The 16,323-nt window shown below is 37.6% G+C and carries 20 protein-coding genes; 1 reads left to right on the top strand and 19 read right to left on the bottom strand.

What is annotated here, in order from left to right:
• The 8 genes from QZ138_RS07540 to QZ138_RS07505 form a co-directional block, all read right to left on the bottom strand.
• A partial coding sequence (locus QZ138_RS07540; protein ID WP_292888196.1) for a V-type ATP synthase subunit A occupies nt 1-1,017 on the bottom strand: 1,017 nt, incomplete at its 3' end.
• The gene (locus QZ138_RS07535; RefSeq protein WP_292601744.1) at nt 1,014-1,331 is read right to left on the bottom strand and encodes a V-type ATP synthase subunit F; all 318 of its coding nucleotides are present in this window, start codon (nt 1,329-1,331) and stop codon (nt 1,014-1,016) included. The genes QZ138_RS07540 and QZ138_RS07535, both read right to left, overlap by 4 nt.
• Nucleotides 1,328-2,482: a V-type ATP synthase subunit C gene (locus QZ138_RS07530; protein ID WP_292888193.1), complete on the bottom strand. Its 1,155-nt coding sequence runs from the start codon at nt 2,480-2,482 to the stop codon at nt 1,328-1,330. The genes QZ138_RS07535 and QZ138_RS07530 overlap by 4 nt, the downstream gene beginning before the upstream one ends.
• Before the next feature lie 15 nt (nt 2,483-2,497).
• Nucleotides 2,498-3,115, bottom strand: coding sequence for a V-type ATP synthase subunit E (locus QZ138_RS07525; RefSeq protein ID WP_292601740.1), 618 nt, complete (start codon nt 3,113-3,115; stop codon nt 2,498-2,500).
• Nucleotides 3,116-3,128: 13 nt separating this feature from the next.
• Nucleotides 3,129-3,617: a V-type ATP synthase subunit K gene (locus tag QZ138_RS07520; RefSeq protein ID WP_292888190.1), complete on the bottom strand. Its 489-nt coding sequence runs from the start codon at nt 3,615-3,617 to the stop codon at nt 3,129-3,131.
• Between the two features lie 70 nt (nt 3,618-3,687).
• Nucleotides 3,688-5,688 carry a V-type ATP synthase subunit I gene (locus QZ138_RS07515; protein ID WP_292888187.1) on the bottom strand — a complete coding sequence of 667 codons (2,001 nt, stop codon included), beginning with the start codon at nt 5,686-5,688 and terminating at the stop codon, nt 3,688-3,690.
• An 11-nt stretch (nt 5,689-5,699) separates the two neighbouring features.
• Nucleotides 5,700-6,014 carry an ATP synthase archaeal subunit H gene (ahaH, locus tag QZ138_RS07510; RefSeq protein WP_292601736.1) on the bottom strand — a complete coding sequence of 105 codons (315 nt, stop codon included), beginning with the start codon at nt 6,012-6,014 and terminating at the stop codon, nt 5,700-5,702.
• A 165-nt stretch (nt 6,015-6,179) separates the two neighbouring features.
• On the bottom strand, nt 6,180-6,482 hold the full coding sequence (locus QZ138_RS07505) for a hypothetical protein (protein WP_292888184.1): 303 nt from the start codon (nt 6,480-6,482) through the stop codon (nt 6,180-6,182).
• A 112-nt stretch (nt 6,483-6,594) separates the two neighbouring features.
• Here QZ138_RS07505 and QZ138_RS07500 point away from each other — a divergent pair, with 112 nt between their 5' ends.
• Nucleotides 6,595-6,921: a hypothetical protein gene (locus tag QZ138_RS07500; protein ID WP_292888181.1), complete on the top strand. Its 327-nt coding sequence runs from the start codon at nt 6,595-6,597 to the stop codon at nt 6,919-6,921.
• On the opposite strand, the gene QZ138_RS07495 is transcribed toward QZ138_RS07500, so the two are convergent.
• The 11 genes from QZ138_RS07495 to QZ138_RS07445 form a co-directional block, all read right to left on the bottom strand.
• The gene (locus QZ138_RS07495; RefSeq protein ID WP_292888178.1) at nt 6,914-7,213 is read right to left on the bottom strand and encodes a hypothetical protein; all 300 of its coding nucleotides are present in this window, start codon (nt 7,211-7,213) and stop codon (nt 6,914-6,916) included. The genes QZ138_RS07500 and QZ138_RS07495 overlap by 8 nt on opposite strands.
• A 40-nt stretch (nt 7,214-7,253) precedes the next feature.
• Nucleotides 7,254-7,763, bottom strand: a complete 510-nt coding sequence (locus QZ138_RS07490) for a nitroreductase family protein (RefSeq protein WP_292888175.1) — start codon at nt 7,761-7,763, stop codon at nt 7,254-7,256.
• 6 nt (nt 7,764-7,769) lie between these two features.
• The gene (locus tag QZ138_RS07485) at nt 7,770-8,564 is read right to left on the bottom strand and encodes a citryl-CoA lyase (protein ID WP_292888172.1); all 795 of its coding nucleotides are present in this window, start codon (nt 8,562-8,564) and stop codon (nt 7,770-7,772) included.
• Between the two features lie 38 nt (nt 8,565-8,602).
• Nucleotides 8,603-9,478 carry a fumarate hydratase gene (locus QZ138_RS07480; protein WP_292888169.1) on the bottom strand — a complete coding sequence of 292 codons (876 nt, stop codon included), beginning with the start codon at nt 9,476-9,478 and terminating at the stop codon, nt 8,603-8,605.
• 4 nt (nt 9,479-9,482) lie between these two features.
• Nucleotides 9,483-10,385 (bottom strand): peptidase, encoded by a 903-nt coding sequence (locus QZ138_RS07475; protein ID WP_292888199.1) that lies wholly within the window; start codon nt 10,383-10,385, stop codon nt 9,483-9,485.
• A gap of 1 nt (nt 10,386) precedes the next feature.
• Nucleotides 10,387-11,796, bottom strand: a complete 1,410-nt coding sequence (locus QZ138_RS07470; protein ID WP_292888166.1) for an MmgE/PrpD family protein — start codon at nt 11,794-11,796, stop codon at nt 10,387-10,389.
• Nucleotides 11,797-11,878: 82 nt separating this feature from the next.
• Nucleotides 11,879-12,379, bottom strand: a complete 501-nt coding sequence (locus tag QZ138_RS07465) for a hypothetical protein (RefSeq protein ID WP_292888163.1) — start codon at nt 12,377-12,379, stop codon at nt 11,879-11,881.
• On the bottom strand, nt 12,363-13,190 hold the full coding sequence (locus tag QZ138_RS07460) for a DUF3100 domain-containing protein (RefSeq protein WP_292888160.1): 828 nt from the start codon (nt 13,188-13,190) through the stop codon (nt 12,363-12,365). The genes QZ138_RS07465 and QZ138_RS07460 overlap by 17 nt, the downstream gene beginning before the upstream one ends.
• A 223-nt stretch (nt 13,191-13,413) precedes the next feature.
• Nucleotides 13,414-13,902, bottom strand: a complete 489-nt coding sequence (locus QZ138_RS07455; RefSeq protein ID WP_292888157.1) for a hypothetical protein — start codon at nt 13,900-13,902, stop codon at nt 13,414-13,416.
• Nucleotides 13,895-14,791, bottom strand: a complete 897-nt coding sequence (locus tag QZ138_RS07450; RefSeq protein ID WP_292888154.1) for a DUF3100 domain-containing protein — start codon at nt 14,789-14,791, stop codon at nt 13,895-13,897. Before QZ138_RS07450 ends, QZ138_RS07455 begins: the two co-directional genes overlap by 8 nt.
• Before the next feature lie 208 nt (nt 14,792-14,999).
• Entirely contained in the window at nt 15,000-16,268 is a 1,269-nt protein-coding gene (locus QZ138_RS07445; protein ID WP_292888151.1) for a tRNA(Ile)(2)-agmatinylcytidine synthase, read from the bottom strand.
• Nucleotides 16,269-16,323 lie beyond the last annotated feature (55 nt).

Raw genomic sequence — 16,323 nt, 5'->3', positions numbered from 1 at the left:
TGAAATCTCCCTCATAGCTTCAGCCCATCTTGAGGTTGAGTCTGCCATGAGCGCTACGTCGTAACCTTGGTCACGGTAGTATTCAGCAATAGTAATACCGGTGTATACACATGCTTCACGAGCTGCTACCGGCATGTTGGAAGTGTTTGCGATAAGAACTGTTCTGTCCATTAATGGGTTTCCTGTTTTAGGGTCGTCAAGGAATGGGAATTCGGTAAGTACTTCTGTCATTTCGTTACCACGTTCTCCACATCCGATGTATACAACGATGTCTGCGTCTGCCCATTTAGCTAATTGCTGTTGGGTAACAGTTTTACCTGATCCGAAAGGACCTGGAATAGCTGCTGCTCCTCCTTTAGCTACAGAGAAGAAAGTATCTTGTGCCCTTTGACCAGTTACTAAAGGTACATCAGGGTCTAATTTTCTTACATATGGACGGCTTCTTTTTACAGGCCATTTTTGGAGCATTTGAACTTTTTCGCCGCCTACTTCAGCAATGTCTTCAAGTACATTGTAGTCGCCTTCAGCTGCGATTTCAGTTACTTCACCTTCTAAGTGTGGAGGAACCATAATTTTGTGTAAAACTGCAGTGGTTTCCTGAACTTCACCAAGAACGTCTCCAGCTTTTAAGACATCTCCAACTTTTGCCACTGGTTTGAATGTCCATTTTTTCTCCTTGTTGACTGAATCAACGTCAATTCCTCTTGCAATGAAATCACCAGATTCTTCTCTGATGATTCTTAAAGGTCTTTGAATACCATCAAAAATAGAACTCATTACACCAGGACCAAGTTCTACGGACAATGCTCCACCAGTACATTCAACTACTTCACCCGGCTGGATACCGGCTGTTTCTTCATATACTTGGATAGTTGCGGTGTCACCTTCAAGCTCGATGATTTCTCCGATAAGCTTCTCGTCACCTACCCTAACCATCTCAAGCATCTGAGCCCCTCTCATTCCATCTGCGATAATAACAGGCCCAGCAATCTTAATAATTTTTCCTTCAATAATCATTTAACCATCTCTACCCCGATAACTCTTTTAATAAGTTCGTTTATTTGATCAGATGATCCTCCAGAGGACCCATCTTTATCAGGTATTTCAATTATCATTGGTAAAACATCAGAACCAATTTTCCTATCAATATGATTTCTCATTTCATTAGCCAATAATTGGGTAATGATAATAATTGAAATTTCTTCATCTAAAAATTTATCAAAAGCTGCAATAGCTTCTTCAGTAGTGTTAACTACTTCAGCCTTTTTGACACCGCCTAATCTAAATCCTGAAACAGTGTCAATATCTCCTATAATTGCTACTGAACTCATATTAACATCTCCATGATTTTAGAATTAGGGAAGTCTGCTTCTCTTTTTGCCCTTGCAATAATTTTTAAATTTTTAATTTCACTTTCTTTTTGATTTAAATAACCAATAATTGGACCAATACCTAATGGTTTTTTAGAAGCTAAAGATTTTGAATATTCTGAGGAGTAAACGTCTAATGCCTTTTCAAACACTGCAACTGAACCGGTTTCGTTGTAAACTGGTATTGCGTCAGTCAAGGCTTCGGCATATTTTGTTCCTTCCAATCCAGAAACTACATTTGTAACGTCTGGAGATTCCATTAAATCTTTTAGTTTCCAATCACGTAATTGGTATCCTTCCTCTAATATATAAGGGGAGATTGCATCATAATCAAGGCCATCTTGTTTTGCCCTTATAATCAGTTTTAGATTAGCCACATCTACCTGAGTTCCCACATATGAATACAATATCTGTTTATTCTCATCGGAAGGAACATCAGAAGAACGTAATAACTTGCCTAAATAGTATTTATCTAAAGCAGATTCTAATGGAAGAATCATATTAGTATTTTCATATTGTGGAAGAGCGTCTTCTAGCACTGCCGCATATTCAGTGTTATCCAAACTTGTTACAACATCAGTTACGTTGTCAACGTCAGCTAATGATTCCAATTCATCATATAATGATCCACAAGGAATTAATAATTCTCTTGTCTCATCAGGACCAAGACCAACTTCCTTAGCAGTTAAAAGACTTTTGATGTTGTCGATATCTGCTTTTTTAGACATTATTACGAAAGGATCTTTAATGTCTTTAGGAGCTACTCTTGCAACGAAATCATAAGTGTTAGCACGTTCCACATCTAATGCTTTATCAAGTGGATATTCATCTAAAACGTCAGCATATTCAGGAATACCTTTGAGATAGTTTTCAACCTCTTCAACATCGTTGGTTTCAACGAGTTCAGAAATTTGCTTTTCATCAAATAATCTTCCTTTTCTAGCTCTTACTCTAGCACTTGGGTTAAGATAAGGATAAATGTCCAAAATTGGTCTGGATGTAATGATTACAACTACTGCACCTACGATAAGCACTGCTAAGATACAGAAAACAAGAAATGTTTCCTGTGTAAGTCCCAAAGCACTTATTAAGGTAGCAATTCCATCTGCCATAATTTATCCTCCTAATTATTTAAATAATATTTCAGCAACTTCACTACGTAAGATACTTTTAAATCTTTCTAATCTTGCTTCAATTGTGTTATTTACTTCAATATCTCCATTAGCGGTTTTTAAAATAGCGCCGCCAATTGCATCAATAGGTTCGCCTAATGTAAATTTGATTCCTTCAATTTCGAAAGAGTCTGAACCTTGTGAAGATAAGTCATCTTTAAATTTCTGTGTATCAGCTTCATTTAATTGTAAGATCAGGTCATTGCTGCCAATTTCATTAGTAGCTTCCATAATCATTTTACTTAATGAATCTTTGTATTCTTCATCGCCAGAAGAAGCCTTTATTTTTAACTCTCCAATAGCTTGATTGAAAGCAGCTTCAATAACGTCTTCTTTAGCGCCTAACTCTGCTCTACGAGCATTCATCTTAGCTTCAGAGATAATTTGCTGATATCTCATATCAGATTGTTTTTTACCATTTTCTAAGATTTTTGTTTTTTCAGCTTCCGCAGTTTTTTCAGCATTAGCATTAATTTGTGAAACTTCTGCATTAGCATCTTGAATGATACCATCAGCTTTCTCTTGGGCTACAGACATGATGCTTTCAACAATTTTACTTGTGCCTGAGCTCATATGAATAGCCTCCTTAAGCTAAGATTCCACCGAATACCATAAGTAAAATAGCAATCAAGAAACCGTAAATAGCCTGAGTCTCTGGTAATGCAGAGAAAATAATACCACGAGCGAACATGTCGTTGTCTTCTACAATAGCACCGACGGAGGATGCTGCTGCCATACCTTGTCCCATACCGGAACCTAAACCAGCAAATCCGATAGATGCACCTACACCAATAGCTATAATACCTGCTTCTAAAGTTAATTTAGTTGCATTTCCACCTAATAAACCTGAGAATACTAATAAAAGGATAGCAACCAAGAAACCGTAAATAGCCTGAGTCTCTGGTAATGCAGAGAAAATAATACCTCTAGCGAACATGTCGTTGTCTTCTGCAACTGCTCCTACAGAACCAGCAGCTGCCATACCTTGCCCTAAACCGGAACCTAATCCGGCAAAACCAATTGCTACTCCAGCACCAATTGCTGCTAAAGCAGCTCCTAAGCCTATTTCTACCATATTTAATTCACCTTTGAAATAATATTGATTTTTTTAATTTAATTTAAGATATAAATGAAAAATTTTTAATTTATTTAATTTTTGTAAATGTTCTTTTTGCTTTGAAAGCTTCGAATTTACCTTTACCTTCCATGAAGAATTGTGAGAAGAACTCTACATAGTTAAGACGCAGAGCGTTAATGAATGCACCTAATACCTGGAAAGCGAAGTTTGCAATATGACCGCCTATGAATATGATTATCGCAAGTATGATACCTACCATAGGAACCATTTGGTCAACCATTTGAGCTAAGATGTTTACTGTCATAGCAATACCACCAGTAGCCAAACATAAAGCTAAAAGACGTGCGTAAGATAATACATCACCCATGTAACCGAAAATATCCATTACACCGTATGCACCGTTTGCCCAAACTAACATTCCAATAGTTGCAACAACTAAAACTCCTCCAATTGCATAACCGATAATGCCGATTGCAGGCATTAAATAACCGATTGCAAGGAAGATAATACCAGCTTCAAATACAAACCAACAAATTTGAGAACCTATAGCTTCTTTGACATTTCCGTATCTTAAGTTGTTGATTGCACCTAAAATAAACCCGATGTTGGTGTATAAAAGACCAACTGCGATAGCTATTATCAAAATAGTATCAGGGTGCACGAATGCCTCAACAGGTCCATAAATGGTTGGTAAACGCATACCTAATAACCTTTCTGGGAAGTCCCCGATACAACCGTTGGTTATCAGACCTAGTACAACGGCCCACAGACCGGACCAGATTAAGATCCAACCAAAGGATTTCATGGATTCTTTGATTTTACCCATACCGCGTAATAATATAACACCAATAAGTGCTACTAACAAACCATATGCTGCATCGGTTAAACAGAAACCGAAGAAGAATGGGAATGTAATCGCAACAAAGATTGTCGGATCCATAGCGTTGTAACGTACCGGTGAATACATATCTACAAGGTATTCGAAAGGTTTTGCATACCATCCGTTTTGTTGTAAAACTGGAACATTTTCATCATCTGTACCTTCAACCTCTATTGTTTCAAAGGCACAATGTCCGTCAGAACTTTTTTCAACCAATTGTTCAACCTTTTCGGTGTCTTTGACAGGCACCCATGCTTCAAGCACGTAAGCGTCCTTGGTTTGAACAAATGATGAAAGGATTTCGTTCTTATCTTTTTCATTTTCTAACTGTTCTTTGAGAGCTAATATGTCATCGTCCCATCTTTCAGCAACGGCCTTCAATTCAGTTTTGATTGAAGCACGTTCTGATTCAATGGTCAATAATCTTGCATCAGCATTTGAAATGATCTGTTGAGGAGTGCCTTCAACATCACCTATTTCAATTTTCTCAAAGTCAAATTTACGAAGTGTTGAATAAACTTCATCACTTAATTCTTTTAATGTCACTACGACGATAATTTCTCCTTCTTTATCATCCGCAGGAACAGTAAAAATCTCTAATTCGTCTGTCAATTTACTTAATTCATTTTTGATTTCTGAAGCAGATCCAGCATCAATCCTTCCAACAGTAGTAGAAGTGTACTTTGAATCTTTTAAGTCAGCTAAATTCATGTCAAAATTAGATAAGCGATTAGCCAAACTTTTATTAGACTGTAGTTCACTTGTTTCAGCGTCGAGTGCGGAGAGTTTTTGCTCTATAACGCTTGTTTTTGCTTCCACCTGGGATAGAGTGTCTTCGGCTTTTGCTATAAAAGCTTCAGTATCTAACTTTTCAACTTCTTTTTGAACAGGTAAATCTGGACTAATAAAAGACATTAATGTATCTTTTAACCCATGGCCTTCTGATAAAGAGTTTCCTAATAATTCAGATATCCCGTTTGTTTTCATTAGAAGTGAAGATAATTTTCCAGTGTATGGAGAAGCTTTAGCAGGAGCTACTAATTCCGCTAATTCAGGATCTTGCTGAATGCTATCAGAAATATCACTGATTTGTATAAGCCCTGACTCGTGGAGAGCATCCACTGTAGGAGCTACATACTTATCCAGTGTAACTATTCTAATTTTTCGCATTCTAGCTGTCTTGAACATATAATCTCACACTACAAAATATTTTTGACAATAACAGAAGCAGCCTCATCTACATTTACCATAGCTTTGTCTTTGATGGATTTAACATCCACTTTGGACTGCTCAGCAATAGATTGCGCTTCTTTTTTAGCTTTATCTTCTGCATCAAAAACAGTATCTTTAGCTTCGTCTTCTGCCTGTAATTTAGCTTGAGAAATAATTTCTTCAGCTTTAACTCTTGATTCAGCAATTAAATCGTTTGATTTAGCTTCTGAATCAACAATGAGTTGTTCAGCATCAGATTCAGCTTTTTTTATCATTGCGATTGCGTCTGATATCTCTGCCATAATTAATCACCATGGTGAACTTATTTTTGTTGTGCAATATATATATCTTTTACTATTCAATTTTGTTTAAAGTTCGTAAAATTGAATTTTGAATAAAAAAAAGTATTCAAAATATAATATTTGCATGAAAAAATTAAATTAAAAAAAGAATAAAAGATAAATTAATTATCTATAAAACCATTTCAATATACTAGGCGGTAATTTTTGTAAATAAGCAAGGACTGCTATTGCAATGATGATTACACCCACGATAACGAATCCGATATTATACGGGTTAGCAAGTAACATGTACCCGCTGACACCTATTACAATACCTTCAAAGAAGAATACCGCTTTGGTCCAGCTTGGATTAAATAATATGATAAAGTAAGCGACTGCAATCAAAACCAGTATGATTGCGGTGGCCATCACATCATTCGTAATCGGCTGATGCCTTATAAACGGAGCGAGTCCCCAGACAATCAGCATCACTGCCAACATTACCCCCAATAATTTAAACATTTTAACATTTGCCATAATAACACTTAATTTTTAGTTTAACCTTCATGATATTTATATCATTTTATATTAATGACTATACATGGAAAGAGCAGTTTGGATAATCTTAAATGAAAACTTTTCACTTACGTTAGATGGTGAAATGAAAAATGATCAGGTTGTTGACAAAAAATTCTCCCCTGGAAGCGACATATGGACAAATGAGCTCCCACGATTAGGGTTCAGTGATGATGAGGTTCAAAAGGATTATGATGAATTCATATCAGACATCTTAACACTGTTCAGTGAACCTGGAGCCAATGAAGTGTTCATCAATGCAAAAATAGGCGAGGAATCGGAATATCTCAATTCCAAAAAGCCTCTGGTAATAAGAAAAATAGAAGAATATAGCGTTGATGAAATCATATGAAGGCAGTGGCCTTTTTTAATATTTCATCCATATTGCTGAATTCCAATGGTTTTCCGTCTTCTCCAACAGTTTCAGTTGTTATCAGTACATTCGGAGAAGCCCATAAGAATGAATATGCAAAATACGCTACATTGATAAATATGACTATCCCAATAAAGAACAATGCTGTTAAAAGACAGACAGCATGGATTAAAAGGTTCCCATACCTTCTTTTTTTCATCAGGATATAATTGTCCTCTTTTTCAACAGTTTTGAATTTATGTTGAGATAATTCCTCTGAAATCTTCTCCATTTCATTAGAATTATCTGCACTCAATATGTATAATGACATTTTAATCCATGTAAACTACAAATTCATCCAGTTCCTTTCTTGGAGTGTCTCTCGGTTCGGCATCGCCATAACCTAACGGTGTGAAAAGCACTGCTTCCTCTGTTTCGTCAAGGTTTAAAAATTCGTGTGCCTTATTTTTCTTGAATGCAGCTATATAGCAGGTTCCAAGTCCAACATCGGTAGCTGCAAGAATGATATGGTCCATCACTATTGTAGCGTCGATGTCTGCAATGTTTTTCTGATCCCATGGTCTGGTCCATGCCTGATTTTTTATAGCCACTACACAAAGCACATATGGAGCTTCCACAAACCATTTGGCTCCATAGATTTCTGACAATTCGTCTTTATACTTTTTAGTGTCAATTACATAGACTTTGAATGGTTGGTTATTAACACCGGTCGGTGCTATTGTTGCCGCTTTCAAGACATATTCTAGCTTTTCTTTTTCCACTTCTTTGTCGAGGTATCCTCTTACGCTGTATCTTTCAGTTATTACGTCAATAAATTCCATTTTTTATCATCCCATATATTCTATATCTTCAAGGTCGCAGAATCTTCTAAATTCATCTTCATCCATCTGTTCCTCATAGGCATGTGCTATCAGGCCAGGAAGCCTTCCTATCATAAAAATGCCCAAACCCAATTGAGGGTCAAAGCCCAAGTCAGACAGTATTGCAGCATTTGCACCGTCAACATTAAGCTTGATATGCTTCTTATCATTGACAAGGTCCTGAAGGGCCAAGGCCAACTTGATATGCGGACCGATATAGCCCTTATTGACTGCAATTTCCATCAGCTTATCCGCTCTGGGGTCAACATCATGGTATCTGTGGCCAAAACCCGGTATTTTTTTGCCCTTAACCACATACTCATTATAGATTTCAATGGCCAAGCCTGCAATCTGCTTATTGTCAATGCTTGGATCATCAATCAAATGAACCGAATTGATTTTTGACTGATACAATTCCATTGCCTTTTCAATAGCTCCCGCATGCCTGTTTCCAAATGACAACAATGCGCCCGACATTGCAGAATTAAGTGGTGAACCTGAAGAAGTGATCAATCTTGCGGTTTGGGTGCTTGGCGGTGTGGCCCCATGGTCGCAAAATGAAACCAGAACATGATTAAATATTCTGCTTTCTTTTATGGAAGGCAATCTGCCTTTTAAAAGTAAAAAAACCATATCTGAATATCTTATTTTTTCAATCAAATCCCTTTGATTATATCCTCGGGTTACAATCTTATCCTTTTCAACCCGGGTAACTGCAGTTTTTAAAGACTTTGGATTGACTTTAAAATTATTTTCTTGCATTTTTTAAACCTTTTTTGTTCTTAATTTAAATATATGAACTATTCTAATTTAAGTGTTGCTACTCTTGGTTCTACAAAACAAGATGGTCTGATTGAAACTATTCTAACACCACTTGCCCTTTGACAACCAATATTCAAATAACATCCCAAAACGGTAGTCCTGCCGCCCAATCCCAATGGTCCTATGCCGCTTTGATTCAATCTGTCTGCAATAGCCTCTTCATGCTGGTTTTGATTATTCAGATTTCCATATGCAATTGATTTAAGCAAAAGCGATGTCGCTTCAAAGTGTGTCCTTCCAATTCCAATGGATGGAATCGAAGGAGTGCATCCCAACATTTTCAGTGAGGATTCAAGCCATTGGCATGCTGTATCAATCACATTTTCAAAAGAGCGCTGATGATAAACCCTGAATGTTTTTGATCTTATTTCAGGACCTCCCCCTTCAAGCAAAAAGTGGATGTTTAACGTGTCCGGACTTATGTCCCTTCCGTATGTCGATTCGTCATTCACATTATCAATCAGTATTGATGCCGGAGAAAGTTTTCCAGGCTCATCAAATAAACCCCTGCTTTGCTCAATTCTTTCCACTTCACTGCCCTTAACAGCCATGGGCCTTGCAGGAAGACTGTTCAGCCCCAAGGATATTCCTTCATGAATCTGATTCAATAATTCACCGGTTATCTGCCTATCAGACCCCAGTTCAATTATCACATGAGGAATTCCTGTATCATCACACAGGGGAAATTTTGTTTTCTGAGCAACCTGATAGTTTTCTAAAATCTGTTTTAAAGCCCAACGGGAATTTTCATTCTCTTCTGCATCAATTGCCCGTCTTAATGCATCATATTTATCATTTGAAAGTGTGGTTGAAGCCTCTATAATGGCCTTTGAAATATCGTTTAAGATGTCCATAAAATCACTCGGGAACCGCCAAGTCATTGGATTTGTCAGGTGAAACTATTGCATCAGGACAGTATTCGTCAATCATTCTCTTGACTAGCATGACCTGTTTTATGCGGGCAATAGCCTCTGAAGCGGTCGTATCCCAGTTATGGTTGGCCGCAACTGACCCTCCAGTTTTCAAATAGACCGGAGATGCAACTCTAATAAACTTTGGAACTTCATAATGCCTTATGAATCCTCCTGTTGATTTCGGATTTTCGGTGTGCAAATCCAATACCATGTCTGTAGCATTTCTAATGGCTGCAAGCATTGGAATTTGCAAATCACGAACCGGATTGAGTGAATTCAATCCCATCTCCTCCAATAATTTTGCTGATGCAGGATTGGAATGGCCTGCATGAGCAGACAGCTTGAAATGAACATCGGATGGAATTTCAGATTCTTCACGCATCTGATTTAAAACCCAAAGCAGACCTTCATCATAAAGCAAAATTCCCCTGACACCCAGTCTGCATGCTCTTTTCACATCTTCGATTGCATAAACCAGATTGTCATATCCCCTTAACCTATAGCCTATTCTGCTTCCTTCCTTTGTGTGGACGGTGGCAGAAGTATCATATGTCGCCCTTGGACCTACAGATAAAAACAGTTCGCATCCGTAATCCTTAGCCAACTGGACCATTTCTTTGATTTCCTCATCGGTCAACATCATTATTCCCTTTGTTTGTGTTACCCGATGAATGAAAATGTCATTTTTGCCGGCTTCCTCAAGAAGCGCTTTCATAGTTTTTGGAGATTGGATTCCAGGAACCTCAAAGCGATATTGTCCACCGTCGCCGAAGCGTTTGGGTGAAACATAATCCTGTGAAACCTCATCGATGCCTGCTTTTTTAAGGAATCTTTTTGTATCTTCCATATTATCTACCATTTAATTTACGAACAACAAATTTCATTGTATATTCTTCAAGTGAATCTATAACAGTTAAATTGTTAACGTCATACTGAGGGTTAAGAGCCTTGAACTTGGCAATCAAATCCCTCAATTGGAATGGATTTTCAAAATCTCCCTTTGGAAGGAAAGTGATATTCTGAAATACACCGTTTCTAAAGCTTTTGTCCAATTTGATAATAACATTTGAAGGTCGTTTATCGGGATATAACTCATTCAATTTATCATCGCTGACAACAATCATATGGTTTACAAGATTTTTGATGCTGTTTACCTTGTCCACTGTTGAATAGTTGTCCAGAAGTCCAAATTCAATTAATTGATTGATTCCATCAACGGACACTTCGCCGACAACCAATGAAATCGCAACGGCATAAGGAAGGCTTTGCCTTAACTCTTCAATATTTTTAGGATTGAAATTATTGTGTTCAGCTGCAACTGAGTATGTTTTAACAGCCACATTTTGAATGTGATCATATTCCTCGCCTATACTTGCCTTGAGCTTTAATGCAGTGTCGATTGATGAATGCAGATGCCTGCAGAATGGATATTTCTTAAAGTAGATGTCCCTGACCCTTACCTTGCCGACATCCTTCAATGCATTTTCAAATGAGAAGTCTTCCTGATTGTAATCATCATCAACAACCATGGTCTTTAAAAATCCTTCATTACCTTCAAAGATTGTTTTGCTGCCGGTGAATCCGTTTCTTGCAAGATAGGCAGATATTATTCCATTATAAACTGCCTTTCCCACATGCAATGATTTTCCCATGGATCCGCCATGGTCAGATTCCAATAATCCTGCTGCCTGTGTTCCGCACAGTCCCAGGGCATTCATTATTTGCTCCTCATCCAACTTCAATAGTTTGGAAGCAACCACTCCAGCTACAAATGCCCCAATCGTTCCTGTGGTATGAAATCCCTTGTTCCTATGTCGGGGATTGACAATTTGACCTAAAAGAATTCCCACTTCATAACCTACAATGACACCTTCCATGAATTCCTTTCCTGATAGATCATAAGCCTCTGAAATTGCAAGGGCAGTGGGAAAAATAACGGAACCCAAGTGTATTTGGGCCTTTCTGTGACCGTCATCCAGTTCCAGCACATGGGCAGAAACTCCATTAATAAAAGCCGCATGCAAAACGTCCGCTTTAAATGGGGTTCCTATAACTGATGCCTTTAAATTTGGATTTGAGTTTCCATGAAATATTTCTCCAACAGTATTGCAGGCAATTTGTGATGCATCCTCTCCTATGCCCCTGTAAGCAACCCCAAAAAAGTCTAAAAAGGCTGCCTTTACAGTAGTGACAGATTCTATTGTTGCCTGTTCATATCTATAGTTTGAAATAAATTTAGAAATATTTTGTAAAAACATAAAACACCATTCTACTATTTGTTAAAAGTAGTATTAAAATAGTTCAGTTATCAGTCCGAGCAATATCATATCATCGAATATATTATGCTGCCGGAACACCGGTTAAAACAAGGACAATGTGTGCAACTATAGCTGCTCCATAGTATGTTGCTGCAATAACCAGCACAGTTATGACTATGGCTCTCCAACCTAATGCCTTAAATTCATCCCAGCTTTTACCCATTCCAATACCCACATAGGCTAAAAAGACTGTCACAATGGATAGAAGTTCAATTTGAGAAACATAATGCAGAACAAATTCGGAAGTTGGCATGCCTGGGAAAGCCAGAATAATACCGATTACACTGATATATAAAATTGAGGAAATGTTAAACGGCAAATACCTTTCCAACCATACCCCCACAAGGGTAATGAGAGACAGTATTGCCATGCCCACTATAGAACTTTCCATAGGATGATGATAACCCAAATAATTGCCGATTACGGTTATGATTGAAAATATAACGAGCAGGAAAATCCAATTCATGATACCGTGAACGGACACGTTTTCAGATCCGTCAATCAAATCAGGCATCTTCTTCATCCTCCTTTTTAGGCATTATGGAGTCCCTTCCAATTTTAGGTTCCAGCCAATTATATATTTTTTCGGTCAGCGGAAGTGCCACGAATATAACAATGTATATTCCAACACAGAATGACAACAGATTACTGAATCCTGCAAACGCCTCAATCTGAGTTTCCAATCCGGGAAATGCCGCAAGAGTCGGACCTATTGCCGCAGCGTTCATACTTGCACTTCCCACCCCACTTGCCATTGCAAAGGCATACGGATGCAGTGGAAGGAATGATAAGGAAAATGTTACAAGGAAACTTATGAATATTGTACCTATTACGGTACCTATAATGAATATTGCAAATACTCCTCTTGATTCGGGAGAATTGAAACCATACTTGTCTACAACAACAGCAACGTTCGGCTCCCTTCCTATTGAATTTGTCATACCGATTGCTTCCTTTTTAAATCCTAAAAGCAATGCGATTGGAAGAACCAAAATGGTTGCCAAATGTCCAAGTTCCTGCAATATCAAAGATGGTCCCATTTCAAAAATCAAACCGATGGACTGACCACTTGATACGGCCAGTTTTGCAATCAGAACACCAATAAAAAGCATCATTGCTCCCTCAGCAATACGTGCCTGCTTTCTGTGAATCCATTTAATCGGTTTTATTAGATAAAAGGCAAGCCCTAAAATAATGGTATATATTAAAGGCATTATGGTGATTGCAACATCCTTGGTGATTGGGATTTTGATGGTTCCTATTAACTCGGCAATGACAACTAAAACAAGCACTGTTCCGTGTAATCTTATATCTCTCCAGGGGTTTCTCTTCAATATACGCTTATCGGTTTTTTCCCTGTAAATATGTTCGACCTGACCATCATTGCCCTTATCCGGAATAGTAACAACTCCAAAAGTGATGTAATAATTATCAAATTTTTATTACTACACTACTATTTTTCTCAAGACATATTATATAAATTAATAGCATTTGATTGAAAAAATTCACTAAACAAGTATAAAAATAAGTAATAATATTCACAAAAAAGGAATAGAATTATGCCGGAACGCCGGTCATAACCAATACAATATGGGCAACGATTGCTGAACCGAGATAAGTGGATGCGATAACCAGAATTGTAATGATAATTGCACGCCATCCAAGGGCTTTAAATTCATTCCAGCTTTTTCCCATTCCAATACCAACATATGCCAAAAACACGGTTACAATAGACATAAGCTCCACTTTTGAAACATAATAGGAGACGAATTCGGATGTGGGCATTGTTGGAAATGCAAGAACGATACCGATTACACTAATGTATATGATTGAAGAAATGTTTAATGGGAGTTTCCTTTCCATCCAAACGCCAACTAAGGTTATCAATGATAAAATGCCCATACCAACTAATGAATCCTGCATTGGATGTTTGTAACCTACATAGTTAGCGATTACAGTAATTATAGAGAAGATCAGCAAAAGGAATATCCAGTTGAAAATGCCATGAACTGATACGTTTTCAGATCCGTCAATCAAATCAGCCATTAATATCATCCTCCTCATTTACAACAGCCTTTCGTCCGATTTTAGGCTCCAGAATATAGTATAATTTTTCAGTCAGAGGAAGAGCGAGGAATATTACAATATAGATACCTACAGAAAATGACAACAGATTACTGAATCCGGCAAATGCTTCAATCTGAGTTTCCAATGCAGGAAATGCTGCTAAAGTTGGACCGATTGCTGCAGCATTCATACTGGCGCTTCCCACACCGCTTGCCATTGCAAAGGCAAAGGGATGAAACGGCAAAACGGAAACGCAAATGCTTGTCAAAAAACTGATGAAAACGGTACCGATCATCGTTCCAACAATGAACAATGCAAATATTCCCCTGGATTCAGGTGAATTGAAACCATACCTGTCAACAACTACTGCAACTTCAGGTTCACGGCCGATGGAATTTGTCATGCCGATAGTCTCTCTTTTAAAGCCCAAAAGCAATGCAACAGGAAGTGCAATCAATATTGTTGCAAGGTGTCCGAGTTCCTGCAGCATCAATGCAGGACCCATTTCAAACAACAGGTGCATTGACTGTCCGCTTGAAACGGCAAGCTTTGCAATCAATATTCCTATAAAAAGCATCATTGCCCCTTCGGCAACCCTGGACTGTTTCCTTTCAATCCAGGTTATAGGTTTTGCAAGATAAAAGGCCAATCCCAAAATCATAGTATATAATAAAGGCATGATTGAAACTGTCACACCTTGAGTAAGTTGAATTTCAATAGGACCAATAAACATGGCAATTACTGCCAAAACGAGTATAGTGAAATGTAAACGATAATCCCTCCAAGGATTTTTCTTCAAAATACGTTTATCAGTCTTATTACGATATATATGTTGAACGTTTGTCGTGTCATTATTATCATCTGTCATGATAACCCTCTCCCACCCAGCATGAAAAAAATGCTAATTATTTTATACTTCTTAAAAACTACTATATAAATTGATATGATTCAGTTCTCAAAAGTTCCACTAATACGAATAAAAATCGTGATAAATAAATAATTATTTCACAAAAAGTGAATAAATAATAATGATAATAAATTGTTTTTAAAGTAGATAAAGAATGTAAAGAACATAATTAATCCAAATCCATACGACAAATTGGTTTAGACAGATGCCTCCTTGCAGATACCGGAGTTTCATAAAATTGAGCATTTTTTAAAGAACGTTTGATTTTAATAGGAACTTTTTTTGAAGACTCCAATTTCCGCCCACATTTTTTGCATTTGAATCCCTTGTTTTTGCCGGCCGAGGTCATCCGTTTACCGCACTCGCAAATCGGATTTTTATATTCGACATCGTTCAATTCGATTATTTGAAATTTTTCAACATTAAAAGTGTTCTGCTCTCCAATTCCACCGAAAACCCTAATCTTATCGCCTGGACGCAAATGGGAAACTATCTTTCTAAAATTCTTTGTGGGCTCATAAGCACCGCATTCGATTTCGCCAGAATTATCTGCAATGTAGAAGAACATATGCCCTCCGTCAATGATGGTGGGCCTGTTTTTGACTTCACCCTCCACGCAGTAACATCCGAATTGTTTCATTGAAGCTATATCCCTAACCTCCCGAATATGCATATCAGTGTGCTGGTTTGTCTTGAAAATGCACCAATCAACAATAGGTTCGCCCACTTCAACAATGCCTTTTGCCTTTTTCAATGCTTCAACGGTGTTTGACCTGATTCCATATAAAACAGGACATGGTGTTTTAGGTTCGATTGCTATGTAGTTTTCTGAATAGTCAATATTCTCAAAGGTATCGGGAAAAGTCTTTCTGTCCATTTCATAAACCGATTCATAGTCGATTTGTCTTTTTGTCCCATAATTATCCTGTGACCTGTATGCAAGCAGTTCATAGGTATAATCGCTTAAGGGCAAGCTGATGGATGCAATGGATCCGATTATCCCCCTTCCTTTTTTGAACTTGTGGATTTCACATCCGACAGAGCGACCAAACTCTTCAGCCTCTTCAATGGTGATGAACTCATAAATTGCCCTGAATGCATATTCCTCCATTTCACGGGTAATTTCACCATTATAAAAGATTACACCCGGATTGGTGTTGTCACAGTCGAACATGGACAGCTGTTCAACCTTTTCAAGAACGATTTCCTTTGCGAGTTCCGCTTTTGAATCATTCAAGATTTTTAAGGCAACACCTCCATTTCCACGTGTCTTATGGCGGGCAAAAGGATTTAACCTAATTAATCTTGGATAATCCACCAGTTCTATTCCATTGTCATTGAATTCATTGATAATCTGGCTTGCAAGATATGTTGTGCACATTCCGTCGGGAGAGTCTGTATCGTCAACTCCAATATATAAATAGCTAATCAAAATCACCTACTAAAATATATTTAATGTTAAGATTAATATATAGTTTAAGAGAGGATTTGAC

The sequence above is a fragment of the Methanobrevibacter sp. UBA212 genome (assembly GCF_905233225.1).
GTDB lineage: Archaea > Methanobacteriota > Methanobacteria > Methanobacteriales > Methanobacteriaceae > Methanocatella.
This window is presented reverse-complemented; position numbering and strand designations above follow the sequence as displayed.